Source organism: Dehalobacter sp. CP, assembly GCF_047652685.1.
GTDB lineage: Bacteria > Bacillota > Desulfitobacteriia > Desulfitobacteriales > Syntrophobotulaceae > Dehalobacter.
Window position 1 is genome coordinate 2,655,946 of the sequence record NZ_CP157399.1, and the last position, 16,503, is coordinate 2,672,448.

A 16,503-nucleotide genomic window follows, 5' to 3' on the forward strand; every position below is an offset into this window, starting at 1 on the left:
TAATTATAGGTTAGGATTGGGAGGTTGCCATCTTCCTGTAGCTCTCATAACGTTCAGCAGCATGTTGTTCCGCCAAGCTAAACATGTCTTCGGCAATCTCAGGGAAAACGTTTTTCAAAGAAGCATAACGGATCTCGCTTTCCAGGAATTCTTTAAAGTTTCCTTTGGGTTCTTTGGAATCGAGGCTAAACGGGTTTTTACCCTGCTGCTTAAGATCCGGATTGTACCTGTAAAGATGCCAGTATCCTGCTTCTACTGCTTTTTTTTGCTGGGCCAGGCTCATCCCCATTCCGTTCTTAAGGCCATGATTGAAGCAGGTGGAATAGGCGATGATCAGGGACGGCCCATGATATCTTTCAGCCTCTGTGATCGCTTTGATCGTCTGAATCATATTCGCGCCCATCGCAATCTGAGCGACGTAAACATAGCCATAGGACATCGCCATCATGCCAAGATCCTTTTTCCGGATCTTTTTGCCTGCGGCGGCAAACTTGGCAATCGCGGCCGTCGGGGTCGCTTTGGAGGACTGCCCGCCTGTATTGGAATAGACCTCCGTATCCATAACCAACAGATTTACATCGTCCCCACTGGCCAGGACATGATCAACACCGTTATAGCCGATATCATACGCCCAGCCGTCCCCGCCGATTGCCCATACCGAGCGTTTGACGAGATAGTCCTTTCTCTTCAATATTTCACTGATGACCGGATGACTCGGTGTAGCATTGCTGTTCAATGCCTGAAGCACTTTGACGGAGACAGCCAGCGACCTTTCTCCATCATGGTACGCATCGAGCCATTCTCTGAAAGCAGTCTTGATTTCTTCGGACAGTTCCATTGTCAGGGCTTCCTGCATCAGGGCGGAAATTCTTTCTCTGATCTGCAAAGCGCCGAGGTACATGCCGTATCCGTACTCCGCGTTATTTTCAAAAAGTGAATTGGCCCAAGCCGGTCCTCTGCCCTCGGCATTGGTCGTATATGGAATGGAAGGGTAACTTCCTCCCCAGATCGAGGAACAGCCTGTCGCATTCGCAATCATCATACGTTCACCGAAGAGCTGCGTCAGCAGTTTGATATATGGCGTTTCCCCGCAGCCCGGACAGGCGCCGTTAAACTCCAGCAGCGGACGGATAAACTGGCTGCCCTTTAAGCTATTACGTTCCACGCGGTCTTCCTTGGGCCGAATGGATAACGCATATTCCCAGTTCTCCGCTTCCGTTTCGATTTCGTGTTCGGCTGGTTTCATGATTAATGCTTTTCCCGGAGCAGGACAAATGTCGGCACAGTTCATACAGCCTGTACAGTCCAGAGGGGCAATCTGTATACGGTAATGCAGACCCTCCAGTCCTTTTCCGGCAGCTTCCTTCGTTATAAACGTCTCCGGTGCCTGGGCTTTTTCCTGATCATCCAATAAAAAGGGTCTGACTGTCGCATGCGGACAAATATAGGCGCACTGATTGCACTGAATACATTTATCTATCTGCCATTCTGGAATTTGGACTGCAATACCGCGCTTTTCATAGGCTGTTGTCCCGAGAGGCGTGCTCCCGTCCTCCATCTCCAAAAAGGTACTGACAGGAAGCTCATCTCCCTCAGAGCGCGCAATCGGCCGCTGAATTTTCTTGATAAATTCGGGTTCTTCTTTGAGCTCCGTTTTTTGATCCTGGGCGCTCTCCCAGGAAGCAGGCGCCTCAATACGGATAAGCCGGCTGATGCCTTGATCTACGGCGGCTTTGTTCATTTCAACGATCTTCTGCCCTTTCCGGCCGTAGGTTTTTTCGATCGAATTTTTCAGATACCGGACGGCCTCTTCAATCGGTATGACATTCGCCAGCTTAAAGAATGCGGCCTGCATCACCATATTGATCCGTCCGCCCAGGCCAATCTGCGAAGCAATATCAATTGCGTCTATGACATAGAAATGGATGTTGTTTTGAAAGATCGTTTTCTTCAGGTATGCCGGAAGATGCTCTTCAAGTTCATGAAGGCTCTTCCATGGGCAATTCAAAACAAAAGTGCCATTTTTTTTGATTCCTTTCAGGAGATCGTAATGGTAAATGAACGATTGATTATGACAGGCAATGTAATCCGTGCTGAAGACCAAATAGCGGGACTTAATCGGACTTCTGCCGAATCTGAGGTGGGAAACCGTTGTCCCTCCTGATTTTTTGCTGTCATAGGAAAAATAGGCCTGGACATAAAGGTCCGTATTGTCCCCGATAATCTTTACGGCTGATTTGTTTGCTCCGACAGTCCCGTCGGAACCCAGCCCCCAAAACTTGCAGCTAATCGTCCCTTCCGGAGTCGCATCCATCCATTCACCCTCCGGCAAAGAAGTATCGGAGACATCATCCGCAATCCCGATTGTAAAATGATTCTTTGGTTTGTCCTGTTTCAGGTTTTGATATACCGCCAGAATCTGAGACGGCGTTGTATCTTTGGACCCCAGTCCGTACCTTCCCCCCACGATAATCGGCTGATGGGCTGCTTGTTCTGAAGTCCTATCCGAGGTGTGCCTGAATAATTCCAGAATATCAAGGTAGAGTGGTTCACCTAAAGCTCCCGGCTCCTTGGTACGGTCCAAAACTGCAATTTTTTTAACGGAAGCGGGCAGCACATCAAAGAAATATTTTGCCGAGAATGGCCTGTAAAGATGAACAATCACCATCCCGACCTTTTCGCCTCTCTTCTGCAGAACATCAATTGTCTCTTCAACGGTGTCGCAGACCGACCCCATCGTCACAATGATGTTCTCGGCATCAGGTGCTCCGTAATAATTAAACGGGTGATAGACCCGTCCCGAAATTCTTTCTATTTCCCGCAGGTAGCCTTCCACGATATCCGGAACTTTTTCATAAAACGGATTGGAAACTTCTCTGAACTGAAAATAGACATCCGGATTCTGCGTAGATCCTTTTACCACAGGATGTTCAGGATTTAAGGAATGATCCCTGAAATTCTGGAGTGCCTGATCATCTACAATTTCCCGGATCTCCGCCTGTTCGATCAAGTTAATTTTTTGATATTCATGCGAAGTACGAAATCCGTCAAAAAAATGCAGAAACGGGATTCTGGATTGGATAGCGCTCAGATGAGCAACATATCCAAGATCATGTGCTTCCTGGACGTTGGTGGATGCCAACAGCGCAAAACCCGTCTGCCGGCAGGCCATGACATCCTGATGGTCGCCAAAGATGGACAGTGCATGGGTCGCCAACGCTCTCGCGCTGACATGAAATACGGCTGGCAACAGTTCTCCGGCAAGCTTGTACATATTCGGTATCATCAGTAGCAGACCCTGAGAAGCAGTGTAAGTCGTTGTCAGTGCTCCTGAAGCGAGCGATCCGTGAAGGGCTCCCGCAGCACCTGCCTCGGATTCCATTTCCACCACTTTTACAGGCTGACCGAAAATATTCTTTTTACCGTGCGCCGACCATTCATCAACACCTTCGGCCATCGGAGATGACGGAGTGATCGGAAAGATGGTGGCAACTTCAGTCAGGGCATAGGACGCCAGTGCCGCAGCTTCATTGCCATCCATCGTGGCCGTTTTCATTGGCATCAAAAAACCTCCTTTTAGCTTAAGCTTGATTCCTATTTGTGATCTGTTATTAAATTGATGATCCAGTACCTCGTCAACTCGGTACTAAGCTTTATGATCTATATTATTGATACTTTCCAGCGAAAAATGCACAGAAGTGCAAACCAGTTAATTTTGCAAAAAAATTACAAAAAAATACTACCAATAGTGCGTTACTATTAGCAGTATCTCAAAGGCTTATTGTTAATCTCATTTTTGATCTTTCATCAAACATTACTGAGAACGTCTAATCCAGAAAATCCTCTAAATCTTCAATCGTCGCTTTCAGCGTCGTAATCCTTTGTTCTTGTGCCGTAATAATATTATGCAGCGTTATTTTGGCCTGAGCAATATCCAGTTCTTTTTTTGTCTTTCTGAGATCAACGACTTGCTGCTGAACGTCGCCCAACTGGCCTTCTATCTCAGTTTTATCTTCCTTGAGCGTCTGCAAAAAGTTCTTCAGCGGAGCAAGCAGGGCTTCCATCTGTTCATCGGTCAAATTCTCATTCTGTTGTCTAAGATCATTAATCTTGGCAACTGCATTATTGCGAAGCTGAATCAATTGATTGCGCAAATGAATCGTCTCTGTTTTATTGGCATGGATTTCATCAAATAAGGGCTTGAGTTCCTTCTGCCATTGCTGGACAGTAATACTCTTAGCTTCAGTATTCATCTGCTTGTTGCTTTCGGAATTCTGTTTACTTGATGTGCCATCCGTTGTTTTGTCTGTCTTGGCAAAAACCAGCGCACTGTTAAGGATTAAGCAAACACTCATAACAGCCAGCAGCACAACTTTTATTCTTTTCATATTGCTTCCTCCCCACAATGTTATTTCAGATCATTTTCTTCAATATCATCCATCGCATTCACAGTGTTGATGATTTCATCAAGCTCTCTGGAAATCTCGTCCAATACAGCTTCTTTTTCTTCATCTGCCGACCGTGTGCCTGATTTTGCGACCACTGAAATTTCTTGATTATCAGATTCTTTATTTTCTGTCCCGTCTATTTCCGCTCCATCGATTCCTGCTTCATCGGTTCCTGCTCCATCGATTTCTACTCCATCACTTTGCACCTGATCGTCTTTGTTCGCGGATTGCTGGTCTTCAGTCTGAACACCGTTTCGCGGCACTTCGGAATTCTTCGATTGATCCGTTTGGCCCGAGCAGCCGCTCAGCGTGACAAAAAAGGAAAGAATTAGGATTGTCGTTAAGAACACTCTACCTTTCATCACTACCCTCCTGGTACTTCAGGCAGGCAGACCATCGGTCTACAGCCTTATTATAAAGAAAAGATATCAAAGCAAAACAGATGAGTTGTAAATAATACGTAAAATTATGACCGTACTTTTTAAAATTCTAGGTATTAGCCAGGGAAAAAAATCACAATCTCCGTTCCCTGCCCATAGGTGCTGGAAGCACTAATTCTGCCGCCGTGCTGCTCAACCAGCATCTTGGTGATGTTAAGACCAAGACCGGTTCCGCCTTCCACCTCCTGCCGGGATTTATCTGCCCGGTAGAATTTCTCAAAAATAAATGGCAGATCCTGTGGTGCGATTCCCTTCCCGTTATCCTGAACACTCAATTTGATCCCGCCGTCTTCCGGCGTTACAGTCAGTTTGATTTTTCCGTTTTTTCCGGTATATTTCAGCGCATTATCCAGGATATTGATCAGGATCTGTTTAAAACGATGCTGATCCGCATAGATTTCCAGTCCGTCCGGACAATCCATCATCAGCTCTATGTTTTTAGGATTTTCCCTCATCCCTGTGCTTTCCAGAATCTCCTCCAGGGTATTCCCGACCAGGAAATACTTTCTGGCGAGTGTAATCTCCCCTGACTGAATTTTCGCTGATTCTAGGATTTCACCTGTCAGCCCCATTAAACGGTTTGTTTCCGTTTTAATAATATTCAAATACTTTGGATAGTCCTGAGGTTTTACCAATCCATCCAGCATTCCCTGGACAAAACCGTTGATCGATGTAAGCGGCGTTCTCAGATCGTGAGACACACTTGCCATAAAATCACGCCGCATATTTTCGGCCGTATTGATTTGGTTTTTCATATTATTGAAGGCTTTTGCCATCTTTTCCAGCTCATCACCTGAATGCACTGCCAAATCATTGATCTGCTCTCCGGCGGCCAGCTGTATCGCTCCCTCTTCCATGATTTTCAACGGCCTGGTAATTTTAAGGGCTGTCAGATAAATCATGATACCGCTTAAGATAACTGCTACCAGCGCAGAACACCATATGATCATATTGATCTTTTGAATATAAGCGTAGATTTCGTCAAGCGGAGCAAAAAACAAAATAGCTCCTTCAATCATATTACCCTGGCCGTAGGGGACCCCTAAAAAGGCTACATCTGCGGCAAACCTGTCCGAGTATTGCTTTTTCCGGGAAACTTCCTTGCCCTGCAGGATGCTTTTTAAATCTTCAAACAGGTACGCATCCAGCAGTTCCTTATCCAGTACCAGATTCTTATTCGCAAGAACCTCCGGATTCAGCCGGATTGCATAAATCCGTGAACCCGTCATCGAACCCAGGATATCCAGCGAATCATTTAGTTCCGAATAGGTTATTTCGGCCTGTTCATACTTCCCGAGCAGCAGAACCGTTTCGGCTGCCGCCGCACGCATTTCTTGCTGCTTTTCCCCGAATACATAGTTGTTAAACGCATAGGAGAGAAGAACGGCAATGACAGCCATCACCGCAATGATCAAGATCAGATAGGTAAAAAACAGTTTTGAGAAAATTGTTTTCTTAACCATCAATCTCCAGCTTGTATCCTACTCCCCAGACGGTACTGATCCGGCAGTTAGAACAAACACCCTCCAGTTTTTCTCTCAGTTTGTTGATATGAACATCAACAGTCCGGGTATCTCCTTCATATGAGTAGCCCCATACTTTTTCCAGCAGCTGATCTCTGGTAAAAACCATATTTCTGTTCTTGAGAAGGAAATACAGCAGCTGGATCTCTTTCGGCTTCAGTTCTATTTTTTCGCCTTCCAGTCTGGCCTCGTAACGGTTCATATCCACCTGGATATTTCCGATATTCAGAACATTGGTTTCGGCTTGTTGATCTTCTCTATCCCTCGTTTCATTTCCTTGAACGTTTTTTAGTCTGGCTTTGACTCTGGCCACTAGTTCTCTCGGTTCAAAAGGCTTCACAATATAATCATCGACACCAAGTTCAAACCCCTGAATCTTATCTTCCATCAAATCACAGGCAGTCAACATAATGATCGGAACAGAGCTGATCTGCCTGATCATTTTACAGACTTCCCACCCGTTAATGACCGGCAGCATGATATCGAGAATCACTAAATCTGTTTTTTCTGTTCGCAGGACATCGAGCGCACTGCTTCCATCATGAACCATATAAAGCTGGTATCCCTCATTCAAAAGATAAAGTTCCAACAGCTGGCAGATATTGTGATCATCATCAACGACAAGTATGTTTGTCATCCATCGTTCACCTCCACACTTCGGAAAGGAAAAATAAATTGCCAATAGACCAGACAACTATACCTGATGCTATTATATCAGTATTTTTCCAATTCTGTCATGGTTTTTCAAATGAAAAGAGGATGCCGAATAACATCCTCTCTGGTCAGTCTTTATTTAAAATCAAAGTGAAAAAATAATCGCAATTCTTCTATTCAACAGCAACTTCGAATTCGTCTTTAGCAGCCCCACATAAAGGACAAACCCAGTCATCGGGTAAATCTTCAAAAGCCGTACCGGGAGCAATCCTAGCATCCGGATCTCCTTCAGCCGGATCATAAACATAACCGCATACTGTACATTCGTACTTTTGCATTCAAAGCGCCTCCTTTGTCAATTTTTTTCATTATAACCGGAGGTTTCTTTGAAAACAAGGGGCTTTCAGCTAAAATATTTACTGAATTTTCGCGGTTATTCCTGCACTCTCATAGCAGCGCGGCGGTCCATAAATCCTGAACGATTTGCGGATACTCTTTGTCCAGCTTGTAAAACAGCCGCACTACAATCAGGAAATAGATGCATACCGGGCATACTTAATACTCCAGGATATTCCTAATTCTTTCAAACCTTTTCAGTTCCTGTTGGGTTTTGGAAAGATGGGCATTCATCAGCCGGTTAGCTAATTCGTTATCCTTATTCTCCACAGCCTGAAAGATCTCCAGATGTTCCTGATAAAGCATCTGTCTGTTTTCAAAATAATAGGTCCGCACCCACTGCTGATACGTCGATAGCAAAACCTGACCGGATATATTCAGAGCGGTATTAACCATTCGTTCCAGAAGCGGGTTTTTGCACATCCCGGCTAAAGCAAGATGAAAAGAGACATCATCCTTCTGGACATTTTTGCCTTCCGGCAGATCCTGTTTCATCTTTTCAAACAGCTTGTGCATGGCGGCAATATCGTCGTTATCCCTGTTTCGGGCAACAAGATCAACGGCTTGGGTCTCCAGAGCAATACAGACATCCATAATTTTTTCAAAATCATTTTCCAGCAGAAAAATAAAACTTAGAGGTTCAATCACTGCATTGGATGGAGAACGTTTGACAAAAATTCCCTCTCCCTGCCGGATATCGAGAATCCCTGTCAGGCTCAGCGCTGATAATGCCTCCCTGACCGAAGTTCTGCTTACTTCAAACTTTTCGGCAAGAATACTTTCTGTCGGTAGCTTATCACCCGGATTCAGCTGACCCTGAATCATAAAGTTTTTGATCTGCTCAAGAATAATCTCTGTAGTTCTCCTGCTTTTGATCGGCTTGATATCCATGCCCATACTCCCTTACAGGTATCCGACAAAATATAGTCATACGATTGTATTATAACATATGACTTCAAAATATGGGAAAACGGATAATATTCGGTATCTTAAGCCAGACTATGGAAAAAAGGATCATGAGGTGGTTGTATGTCATTATCTCCCCATCCAACGTATAAAAGAATTCTTGTTGTAGTGATGGCCCTTATGCTGTGTGCATCCTCCTTGAGCAATGCTGCCTTGGGAGACCGCAATCTTTCACGCGGATCCCGGGGGCCGGAGGTAGCGGAACTCCAAAAAAGGCTGTCTATGCTGGGATATGTGATCGGTTCAATTGACGGAATCTATGGACGCCAAACCGAGGCTAGGGTCCGTTTGTTTCAAAAAGAGCACGGACTAGGCGCAGATGGTATAGCCGGAACCAGAACCATACGCGAGCTCAAACGCTTGACCGGGGAAAGTGTGACAGTAGGCGGCACAGCGATTGGATATAAGAATTCGGATATTAATCTTTTAGCCCGCCTGGTCAGTGCCGAAGCTAAAGGAGAGCCCTATCGCGGGCAAATTGCCGTTGCCTCCGTTGTGTTAAACCGTGTCCAAAGTTCCTCATTTCCAAATACGATTCCGGATGTCATTTACCAACCTGGTGCTTTTTCTCCGGTGGCAGACGGGTCCATTTGGAATGAGCCTGTTCCTTCGGCCTATAACGCAGTATATGAAGCGTTACACGGAACAGACCCTGCCTACGGAGCATTATTCTTTTTTAACCCTGCCAAAACAAGCAACAATTATATCTGGTCACGACCTCAAATTATTCAAATTGGCAAACACATCTTTTGTCGTTAGGAGGAAAAATATGAAGAAAAGATTTTGGCCGTGGGCTTTAGCTGCGGGACTCGCGCTCTCTCTGATCTGGGGGGTGAATCAATTTCAAAGAGCTGAGAGTTTGGACCTCGCCGCCGAGAACCAATATCAAAGATCTTTTGCCGACCTGGTGACTCACCTTGACGGTTTAGAAACTACGCTGGCCAAAAGCAGAGCTGCAGGGACCCCGACCCAGCAGGTATTGTATTTAAGCCAATCCTGGCAGCAGAGTGAAACGGCCGTGAAGGATCTCTCACTGCTACCGTCAGATGATTACGGGTTAAATTATGTCGACCAGTTTTTGAATCAAATCGGCGAATATGCCCATCTGATGACGCAGCAGATTGCCAAAGGGGAGAAGATGAATGCTTCCCAGGAAAAAACGCTGACCAATATGCAGGAAAGGCTTATTTCTGTTAACCGGATTGTTCAAGAACTCAATGTCAGTCTTAGTACAGAAAACATTTCCTGGCTCAGTAAAAATAAGCGGAGTGCTTCAACTAATTTTTCCAATGCTGCTCCTGCCTCAGCCATTGGAGAAGAAGGTGCTGCTACAGTCCCTGACTCAGTCAGCTCTGGACTTGAGCAGCTTGATGCCAGCCTGCAGAAATACCCCCCATATTCTTATGAGGGTCAGGCAGATACGCATTTTGTGTCGGAACCGCTTGGTCTTCCTGAAAAGACCGTAACCGAGGAGGAAGCAAAAGCTGCAGCCACTGATTTTTTGCAGACCCTTGGCTATACGAACGTTGATCCGCAGTCTTCCGGCATCTCCAACGGTACTTTCAGCGTTTATGTTTTCAAATTTAGCAGCACCACGGTCGACGTGGCTAAAAAAGGCGGTGTAATCACGTACTTCCGGGATGAAAGAGCGCTTGGTCTGCAGCGATTTGATGCAGAAAATACAGCATCTCGGGCCTTGAAAACTATACAAAATCTTGGATGGAAGAATCTTGTTCAGACTTCAGTCAATGATTTTGGCGGAACGATACAGTTGGACGCAGTCGTTGAAGAACAAGGCATTCGAATCTATCCTGATAAAATCCGGCTGATTGTTGCCAAAGACAACGGCAGAATAACAGGTTATGATGCAACATCGTACTGGCTGTTTCACCATAAACGCACGCTTCTGCCGGAAATCACGATGGATCAGGCCAAATCTCGTCTCCGTTCTGACGTCTCCATCCAGGAGTACAGGCTGGTCGTCATATCCCTTCCCGGCTGGCCCGAAGCTTTCTGTTATGAATTCCGGGTAAAAAAAGGCGGGGAGGAATTCATGATCTATATCAATGCGGTCAGTGGGTACGAGGAAAAAATCCAGCGGGTTATCCAAACTCCACGAGGAGAATATCTGGAGTAAGGTAAAATCCATATAAAAACAATGATAAATTTCCCCAATAAAAAGCCTAACCGTCGGTAAAACACTGGAAATGCACCATCAAAAAGGTTATAATCCTTGTATTAAAAAATAGAAAAACTGGCAGCCCAAAGTAACAAATTCGCCGGTATCCACAGAAATCCTGACAAAAATGAAAGATACCATACAGGATATTGATTCAGAGGTGTGTGGGGCATGTATGAAAAATGGCTGAAACCATTGAGCAGCTGTGCGCTGTTTGACGGGATCGAACCCAGCGAGATTCTAGGTATTCTTCATTGCATGGATATAAAGATCCATGATTATAAAAAGAATGAATGCCTGACCTTAGCTGGTGAAATGCTCTCCAAAATCGGTATAGTTTTGAACGGGAATGTTTCCTCCACCAAAGAAACGGTTTCCGGGAACAGGGTTTTAATCAGTGTTCTCGGCCCCGGAGAAATGTTCGGAGAAATGGCCGCCTATTCCGGTACAAAGTCCTGGCCAATCACAGTCATCGCCCAATCGAACTGTACGGTGATATTTTTTCCTCAGGACAAAATTGTCGGCTGCTGTGAGAAAGTGTGCATCAGCCATAAGAAATTGATCATGAATATGCTGAAGGTCTTATCGAACAGAGCATTAATGCTCAATAAAAAGGTAGAATACCTTTCAATCAAGAGTCTCCGGGGCAAGATCAGCACCTACTTACTCGATGAATATGAGAAGACAGGCCATCATACATTTCAGTTAAACCTCAACCGAAATGATTTGGCCGATTTCATCAACGTATCCCGCCCTTCCCTTTCCCGTGAACTCTGTAAAATGCGAGACGAAGGGATGATTGATTTCCACAGTACAGCGGTTAAAATAAAAGATTATGAGGTTTTAAAAAAATTCAGTGAATGAAGCTATTGATTTAAAGCATACTAGAATGGTTTCTGATTTTGCCTTAACCAGTACCTGAAGGAGTGTTGTGATGACGAAGGACACCTTTGCAAGAACATTTGGCTTCGATGATTACGGCCATATGCTTGCAAGTACAACGACTGTCTTTAAAGACAACGATACTGGTACTTGCTGGAATATCACCAAGCTTTCGCCGGATAGATTTCTTACCTGGGATGATGCTGAAATCGGGGACGACCGGGTTGAAGTATTCTTGACAGAAAATGAAGCCCAGGCTTATCTGAAACGCCTAAGAGACAATCAAAATATTCTTGCCGATTTCAAGTAGCTTTGCTATGCTAGCAAGACTTTAACTTTGGTTGAAGTCTCTTTTTATTTTGCTTGTGTGCTGGGGAACATCGTAAAAAGCAAACTTCATTGTTAAAACGATTCTCTTATTGACACTTTCCTCGATAAACTATACGATTAAAATGGTTGGAAACGTAGGAGGATCAGAAGATATGAAATTTAAACAAATCTGTTCTGCCGCCCTGATTACAGGACTATGTCTGATGCTTGTATCCGGCTGCAATGCTCAACAAACTGCGGCTATAAAAATCGGCGGTAATTTTGAGTTAACCGGAGAAATAGCCGCGTTTGGAATCAACGGTGAAAATGGAGCTAAGCTTGCCATTAAAGAAGCAAATGAAAAAGGCGGCGTACTTAAACGCCAAATTGAATACATCAGTACGGACAATCAGTCCAATGCTGCCGAATCAACCGCAGCGGCCACCAAACTGGTTACACAGGATAAAGTCATTGCGATCCTCGGTCCGATGACGAATGCGGATACGCTTGCGGCAATCCCTGTTGTATCCGCCAACAATGTGCTGCTGATTACGCCGACCGGCACGGACGAAAGCATTACCGTCGGCGATGCCGGGCTGAACAAATGGGTGTTCCGGAGCTGCTTTATCAACGCTTTTCAGGGAAGGATCGCTGCTTCCTATGCGCTGAACACACTGAATGCGTCCAAAGCTGCGCTGATTATCGATCAGAACGGCACCTTTGCCAAGAGTTTGGCAGCAGGTTTTCAGGATACTTTTGAAAAAGCGGGCAAACAAATTATTGTTTCTGAAGAATACACTTCCGGCCAGGATACGGATTTTCGGGTCATGCTTGCAGAAATCAAAACTCAAAATCCTGATGTGGTCTTTGTCCCCGGATGGGCCAATCAAGCCGGGGTGATTATGAAGCAGGCCCGTGAAATGGAACTTGACACAGTCTTCCTTGGCGGTGATGGCTGGGGAACAGGGCCGATTACCGATATTGCCGGCAAAGCCGCACTGAACAATGCTTATTATGTGGACCAGGTCGCTTTGGATGATCCGGCCCTAGCAGACTTTGCAGCTGCTTACAAAAAGGAATACGGTCAGGATGCTGATATGTTTGCCGCACTTGGTTACGACGCCGCGAACATGATCATCACAGCCATTGAGCAGGCGAACAGCATAGATACGGAAAAGATCAGGGAAGCCCTCGAGAACCTGACAGATTTTCAAGGAATCACCGGTACGATCACCGTGAATCCCGCAACCCATAATCCTGAGAAAAGTGCTGCCATCCTGAAGTTTGTGGAGGGCCAAAAAGTATTCGCTGCACGCGTGGATCTTCAATAAAGCAAATTACCGAACGTGATTAAAGATAGACGCATGAAAGAAAGCAGTGTCTCTATGCTTTTATGCTTCTATTTTTATGTAATTTTTTCCCTATTCCTTTCAACAGTTGTATTTAACTTCCCTGTTTTCCAGTTATGTGCTAAAATATTTAGATAGGTTTGATTACGTTTGATTAGATATTATAACGATTGCTTTTTTCATTTATTATCATTTATAAAAATAAATAAATGATATGAAGCAGTTTTTGTCATAATAAAATAGTAAACGCGATAAAAAAGGAGAATCATTGTACATGTCAAATTTTTTTGAAATAGGCCTCAGTAATGTACTGACCAAAGCTATTTCTGAAATGGGCTTTGAAGAAACCACACCGATTCAGGAGAGAACGATCCCGCTTGCCCTGGAAGGCAAGGATATTATCGGGCAGGCGCAGACCGGAACAGGCAAGACAGCCGCTTTCGGGATTCCGATGATTGAGCGTATGAGTCCTGACAGAGAAAGTATCAAAGCCCTTGTGGTCACACCAACCCGGGAACTGGCTATCCAGGTAGCTGAAGAACTGAACCGTATTGGTCAGTTTAAAGGTGTCCGGTCCCTGCCAATTTACGGCGGACAGGATATTGACCGGCAAATCCGGTCTCTGCGGAACCGGCCGCAGATTATTGTGGGGACTCCCGGACGGCTGATGGACCATATGAGAAGAAAAACCATCCGTCTGCAACAGGTTGAAACGGTCGTGCTTGATGAAGCAGACGAAATGCTCAGTATGGGTTTCGTGGAAGATATTGAAAACATTCTAAAGGAAGTTCCCGAACAAAGGCAGACGCTGCTTTTTTCGGCAACGATGCCAAAATCGATTCTGGATTTGGCCCAGCGCTTTATGCAGACTCCGGAATTTATCAGCATGAGAACCAAAGAGATCATAGTTCCTCAAATCGAACAGTGTTACGTGGAAGTCCAGGAAAAACAAAAGTTCGATGTGCTCTGCCGCCTGCTGGATATTCAGTCTCCCGATCTGGCCATTGTCTTTGGCCGGACAAAGCGGCGGGTCGATGAGCTGTTTGAGGCTTTAAGCAAAAGAGGTTATTCCGCCGAGGGAATCCACGGCGACCTGACCCAGGCCAGGCGCGATATGGTTATGCGTCATTTTAAAGAAGGTTTAACGGAGATTCTGGTTGCTACGGACGTTGCGGCCAGAGGTCTCGATATTAGCGGCGTGACGCACGTCTACAATTTTGACGTTCCCCAGGATCCAGAGAGCTATGTCCACAGAATCGGTCGTACCGGCCGAGCTGGCAAAGGCGGACAAGCGATTACGTTTGTCACCCCGAGAGAAATTGGCCATTTAAGACTGATCGAGCAAGTTGCCAAAAGGAGAATTACGCGCAAGCCTCTGCCAACCTTTAACGACGTACTTGTCGGCCAGCAGCGCATGACCATGGATAAAATTCTTAAAGCTGCTGAGGACGAAGATATTCTACGCTACAAGGAAATGGCGGAAGAATTGTTAGAGGACAACGATTCTATCACGATGTTATCCGCTGCACTGAAACTACTGACGAAGGAGCCAAATACGGCTCCGATCGTGCTGACCGAGGAAGCGCCTTTGCGTAGTAGGCAGCCCCGCAGGTTTGACCAGCAGCAAGGATTCCACCGAAACCGCGATAACAGCAAATATCCTTCAAGATTTCCGAAACGGAAATTCTAAACAAATATACGCATAAGATGGTTTACAATTTATTTGGTAGTAATTTTAAAAAATCCTTTCCGTTTTTAGCGGGAAGGATTTTGCCTTTAATGTCTCCAAAGCTTTGCATCATAGTCTTCTATTGGAAACGCTTTGGCCCTTGTCTATGCGGATGATCTGATCCCCCAGCAATTCTGCTTCAGCAAGATCATGGGTAACCAGAACAAAAGGAATTTTCCACTGTCTTTGAATTTTTTTTAGTTCCTGCTGCAGCCCGCTTCTCGTTTCCTGATCAAGTGCTGACAATGGCTCATCAAGCAGCATGATCTCCGGTTCGGTCATTAATGCCCTAGCCAAAGCGACCCGTTGCCTTTCTCCTCCCGAAATATGCTGCGGATAACGGCCCTGGAGGTGAAGGATACCAAGCATTTCCATCATCTCCTCCGCAGCCCGCGGTTTGGCATGACGCTTTTCCTTGCTTACCCCGTATAAGATATTCTTTCTGACCGACATATGAGGAAACAAGGCATACTCCTGGAATACGTATCCCACCTTCCTCTCTTTTGAAGGACAATTAATTTTATTCTCCGAGAAGTAGACAATACGATCGTTGATTTGAATGATCCCGTGGGAAGGAGCTTTCAGTCCGGCTAGGCATTTTAAGATCGTTGTTTTTCCCGAGCCCGAGGGCCCAACAAGGACAAGTATTTCATTTCCAGCTTCTAATTCAGCCTCAACCTCAAAATGGCGAAGCGTTAAATTAAATTTAGCCTTTAGCATCTTACTTACTCACCCCCCTCTTCCTGAATAAATCCTTTTTGCTGCCTTTTTGACCAACGGTTCAGCCAAAAGATCACTAAGAAGCTGAATACCGTCATGATCACAACCAGGATCATCGCCGTTGCAGTATCCCCGCCTTCATTGGCCATATAAATTGCAATCGGCATGGTTTGCGTTTTTCCGGGAATATTGCCTGCGATCATTAGTGTGGCTCCGAATTCTCCAAGAGAACGCGCAAAGGATAGGATGAACCCCGAGACAATACCCGGCCAGGAAAGCGGGATCGTGATGGTAAGAAAAACGCGCAGCTCCCCTGCGCCCAAGGTACGGGCAGCATTCTCCAGCGTTTTATCGACTCCCTCCATTGCAGCTTTCGTCGATTGATACATCATAGGGAATGACACCACAGCCGCAGCAATGACTGCTCCAGCCAGATTGAACACGACGCTGACATGAAAAACACCGGCCAGAAATTGACCTAAAGGTCCATTCTTACCGAACAGCCAAAGAAGAATAAAGCCAACGACCGAAGGAGGAAGAACCAGCGGCAAAGTGACAAAAGCCTCTACCAGATCCTTCCCCGGAAAATTCCGTCTGGCCATATGACCGGCTAAAGGGATCCCCAACAAAACAACAATGATAACTGCTGCCGTTGCAACTTTTAGAGATAAGATAATTGGTGTGTAGTCAAAGCCCATTAGCGTCTCTCCTGATCCGTACAAAACAAATATCCTATTCACAGTACCCTATCCAACCAAAATATGAAATACATGACAGCAGATTTTAAGCAATACTGCGTTAACATACCGCTCCTTTACTGCTAAAAATCTGCTCGCCATCATTTGATAATTTGACATCTTTATTATTTATTTCGGGCAAGTATTATCATACCTATTATTTAGATATAA

The 16,503-nt window shown here is 45.3% G+C and carries 15 protein-coding genes; 6 read left to right on the forward strand and 9 right to left on the reverse strand.

Annotated features, from left to right (window positions below; genetic code table 11):
• Positions 1 to 10: 10 nt before the first annotated feature.
• The 7 genes from nifJ to AAH944_RS13245 all read right to left on the reverse strand — a co-directional run bounded on the left by nifJ (position 11) and on the right by AAH944_RS13245 (position 8,352).
• A complete protein-coding gene (gene nifJ, locus AAH944_RS13215) occupies positions 11 to 3,562 on the reverse strand; it encodes a pyruvate:ferredoxin (flavodoxin) oxidoreductase (RefSeq protein WP_415535258.1) in 3,552 nt (1,183 codons plus the stop codon).
• A 265-nt stretch (positions 3,563 to 3,827) separates the two neighbouring features.
• Entirely contained in the window at positions 3,828 to 4,388 is a 561-nt protein-coding gene (locus AAH944_RS13220; RefSeq protein WP_415535259.1) for a hypothetical protein, read from the reverse strand.
• Positions 4,389 to 4,408: 20 nt separating this feature from the next.
• Complete coding sequence (locus AAH944_RS13225) at positions 4,409 to 4,810, reverse strand: hypothetical protein (RefSeq protein ID WP_415535260.1); 402 nt, start codon at positions 4,808 to 4,810, stop codon at positions 4,409 to 4,411.
• A gap of 134 nt (positions 4,811 to 4,944) precedes the next feature.
• A complete protein-coding gene (locus AAH944_RS13230; RefSeq protein WP_415535261.1) occupies positions 4,945 to 6,351 on the reverse strand; it encodes a sensor histidine kinase in 1,407 nt (468 codons plus the stop codon).
• A complete protein-coding gene (locus tag AAH944_RS13235; RefSeq protein WP_415535262.1) occupies positions 6,344 to 7,048 on the reverse strand; it encodes a response regulator in 705 nt (234 codons plus the stop codon). Before AAH944_RS13235 ends, AAH944_RS13230 begins: the two co-directional genes overlap by 8 nt.
• 190 nt (positions 7,049 to 7,238) lie before the next feature.
• A complete protein-coding gene (gene rd, locus AAH944_RS13240) occupies positions 7,239 to 7,403 on the reverse strand; it encodes a rubredoxin (protein ID WP_015044776.1) in 165 nt (54 codons plus the stop codon).
• A 217-nt stretch (positions 7,404 to 7,620) separates the two neighbouring features.
• A complete protein-coding gene (locus tag AAH944_RS13245) occupies positions 7,621 to 8,352 on the reverse strand; it encodes a FadR/GntR family transcriptional regulator (RefSeq protein WP_415535263.1) in 732 nt (243 codons plus the stop codon).
• A 138-nt stretch (positions 8,353 to 8,490) separates the two neighbouring features.
• Between AAH944_RS13245 and sleB the strand changes: the two genes are divergently transcribed.
• From sleB to AAH944_RS13275, 6 genes are all read left to right on the forward strand, one after another.
• The gene (gene sleB, locus AAH944_RS13250) at positions 8,491 to 9,186 is read left to right on the forward strand and encodes a spore cortex-lytic enzyme (protein ID WP_015044778.1); all 696 of its coding nucleotides are present in this window, start codon (positions 8,491 to 8,493) and stop codon (positions 9,184 to 9,186) included.
• A 10-nt stretch (positions 9,187 to 9,196) separates the two neighbouring features.
• Positions 9,197 to 10,564: a PepSY1/2 domain-containing protein gene (locus AAH944_RS13255; protein WP_415535264.1), complete on the forward strand. Its 1,368-nt coding sequence runs from the start codon at positions 9,197 to 9,199 to the stop codon at positions 10,562 to 10,564.
• A 213-nt stretch (positions 10,565 to 10,777) separates the two neighbouring features.
• Entirely contained in the window at positions 10,778 to 11,470 is a 693-nt protein-coding gene (locus tag AAH944_RS13260; protein WP_415535265.1) for a Crp/Fnr family transcriptional regulator, read from the forward strand.
• 70 nt (positions 11,471 to 11,540) lie between these two features.
• The gene (locus AAH944_RS13265) at positions 11,541 to 11,798 is read left to right on the forward strand and encodes a hypothetical protein (RefSeq protein WP_415535266.1); all 258 of its coding nucleotides are present in this window, start codon (positions 11,541 to 11,543) and stop codon (positions 11,796 to 11,798) included.
• Positions 11,799 to 11,970: 172 nt separating this feature from the next.
• Positions 11,971 to 13,128 carry an ABC transporter substrate-binding protein gene (locus tag AAH944_RS13270; protein WP_415535267.1) on the forward strand — a complete coding sequence of 386 codons (1,158 nt, stop codon included), beginning with the start codon at positions 11,971 to 11,973 and terminating at the stop codon, positions 13,126 to 13,128.
• Between the two features lie 292 nt (positions 13,129 to 13,420).
• Entirely contained in the window at positions 13,421 to 14,836 is a 1,416-nt protein-coding gene (locus tag AAH944_RS13275) for a DEAD/DEAH box helicase (RefSeq protein ID WP_415535268.1), read from the forward strand.
• Between the two features lie 108 nt (positions 14,837 to 14,944).
• On the opposite strand, the gene AAH944_RS13280 is transcribed toward AAH944_RS13275, so the two are convergent.
• The gene (locus AAH944_RS13280) at positions 14,945 to 15,595 is read right to left on the reverse strand and encodes an ATP-binding cassette domain-containing protein (RefSeq protein ID WP_415535269.1); all 651 of its coding nucleotides are present in this window, start codon (positions 15,593 to 15,595) and stop codon (positions 14,945 to 14,947) included.
• Positions 15,596 to 15,600: 5 nt separating this feature from the next.
• Complete coding sequence (modB, locus tag AAH944_RS13285) at positions 15,601 to 16,293, reverse strand: molybdate ABC transporter permease subunit (RefSeq protein ID WP_415535270.1); 693 nt, start codon at positions 16,291 to 16,293, stop codon at positions 15,601 to 15,603.
• Positions 16,294 to 16,503 lie beyond the last annotated feature (210 nt).

What these genes read in the sequence shown, in the direction of transcription:
- AAH944_RS13220 (WP_415535259.1), bottom strand. Translation starts at nt 4,388, where the DNA reads ATGAAAAGAATAAAAGTTGTGCTGCTGGCTGTTATGAGTGTTTGCTTA.
- AAH944_RS13225 (WP_415535260.1), bottom strand. Translation starts at nt 4,810, where the DNA reads ATGAAAGGTAGAGTGTTCTTAACGACAATCCTAATTCTTTCCTTTTTT.
- AAH944_RS13230 (WP_415535261.1), bottom strand. Translation starts at nt 6,351, where the DNA reads ATGGTTAAGAAAACAATTTTCTCAAAACTGTTTTTTACCTATCTGATC.
- modB (WP_415535270.1), bottom strand. Translation starts at nt 16,293, where the DNA reads ATGGGCTTTGACTACACACCAATTATCTTATCTCTAAAAGTTGCAACG.
- AAH944_RS13235 (WP_415535262.1), bottom strand. Translation starts at nt 7,048, where the DNA reads ATGACAAACATACTTGTCGTTGATGATGATCACAATATCTGCCAGCTG.
- AAH944_RS13280 (WP_415535269.1), bottom strand. Translation starts at nt 15,595, where the DNA reads ATGCTAAAGGCTAAATTTAATTTAACGCTTCGCCATTTTGAGGTTGAG.
- AAH944_RS13260 (WP_415535265.1), top strand. Translation starts at nt 10,778, where the DNA reads ATGTATGAAAAATGGCTGAAACCATTGAGCAGCTGTGCGCTGTTTGAC.
- AAH944_RS13245 (WP_415535263.1), bottom strand. Translation starts at nt 8,352, where the DNA reads ATGGATATCAAGCCGATCAAAAGCAGGAGAACTACAGAGATTATTCTT.
- AAH944_RS13275 (WP_415535268.1), top strand. Translation starts at nt 13,421, where the DNA reads ATGTCAAATTTTTTTGAAATAGGCCTCAGTAATGTACTGACCAAAGCT.
- AAH944_RS13270 (WP_415535267.1), top strand. Translation starts at nt 11,971, where the DNA reads ATGAAATTTAAACAAATCTGTTCTGCCGCCCTGATTACAGGACTATGT.
- nifJ (WP_415535258.1), bottom strand. Translation starts at nt 3,562, where the DNA reads ATGCCAATGAAAACGGCCACGATGGATGGCAATGAAGCTGCGGCACTG.
- AAH944_RS13255 (WP_415535264.1), top strand. Translation starts at nt 9,197, where the DNA reads ATGAAGAAAAGATTTTGGCCGTGGGCTTTAGCTGCGGGACTCGCGCTC.
- AAH944_RS13265 (WP_415535266.1), top strand. Translation starts at nt 11,541, where the DNA reads ATGACGAAGGACACCTTTGCAAGAACATTTGGCTTCGATGATTACGGC.
- sleB (WP_015044778.1), top strand. Translation starts at nt 8,491, where the DNA reads ATGTCATTATCTCCCCATCCAACGTATAAAAGAATTCTTGTTGTAGTG.
- rd (WP_015044776.1), bottom strand. Translation starts at nt 7,403, where the DNA reads ATGCAAAAGTACGAATGTACAGTATGCGGTTATGTTTATGATCCGGCT.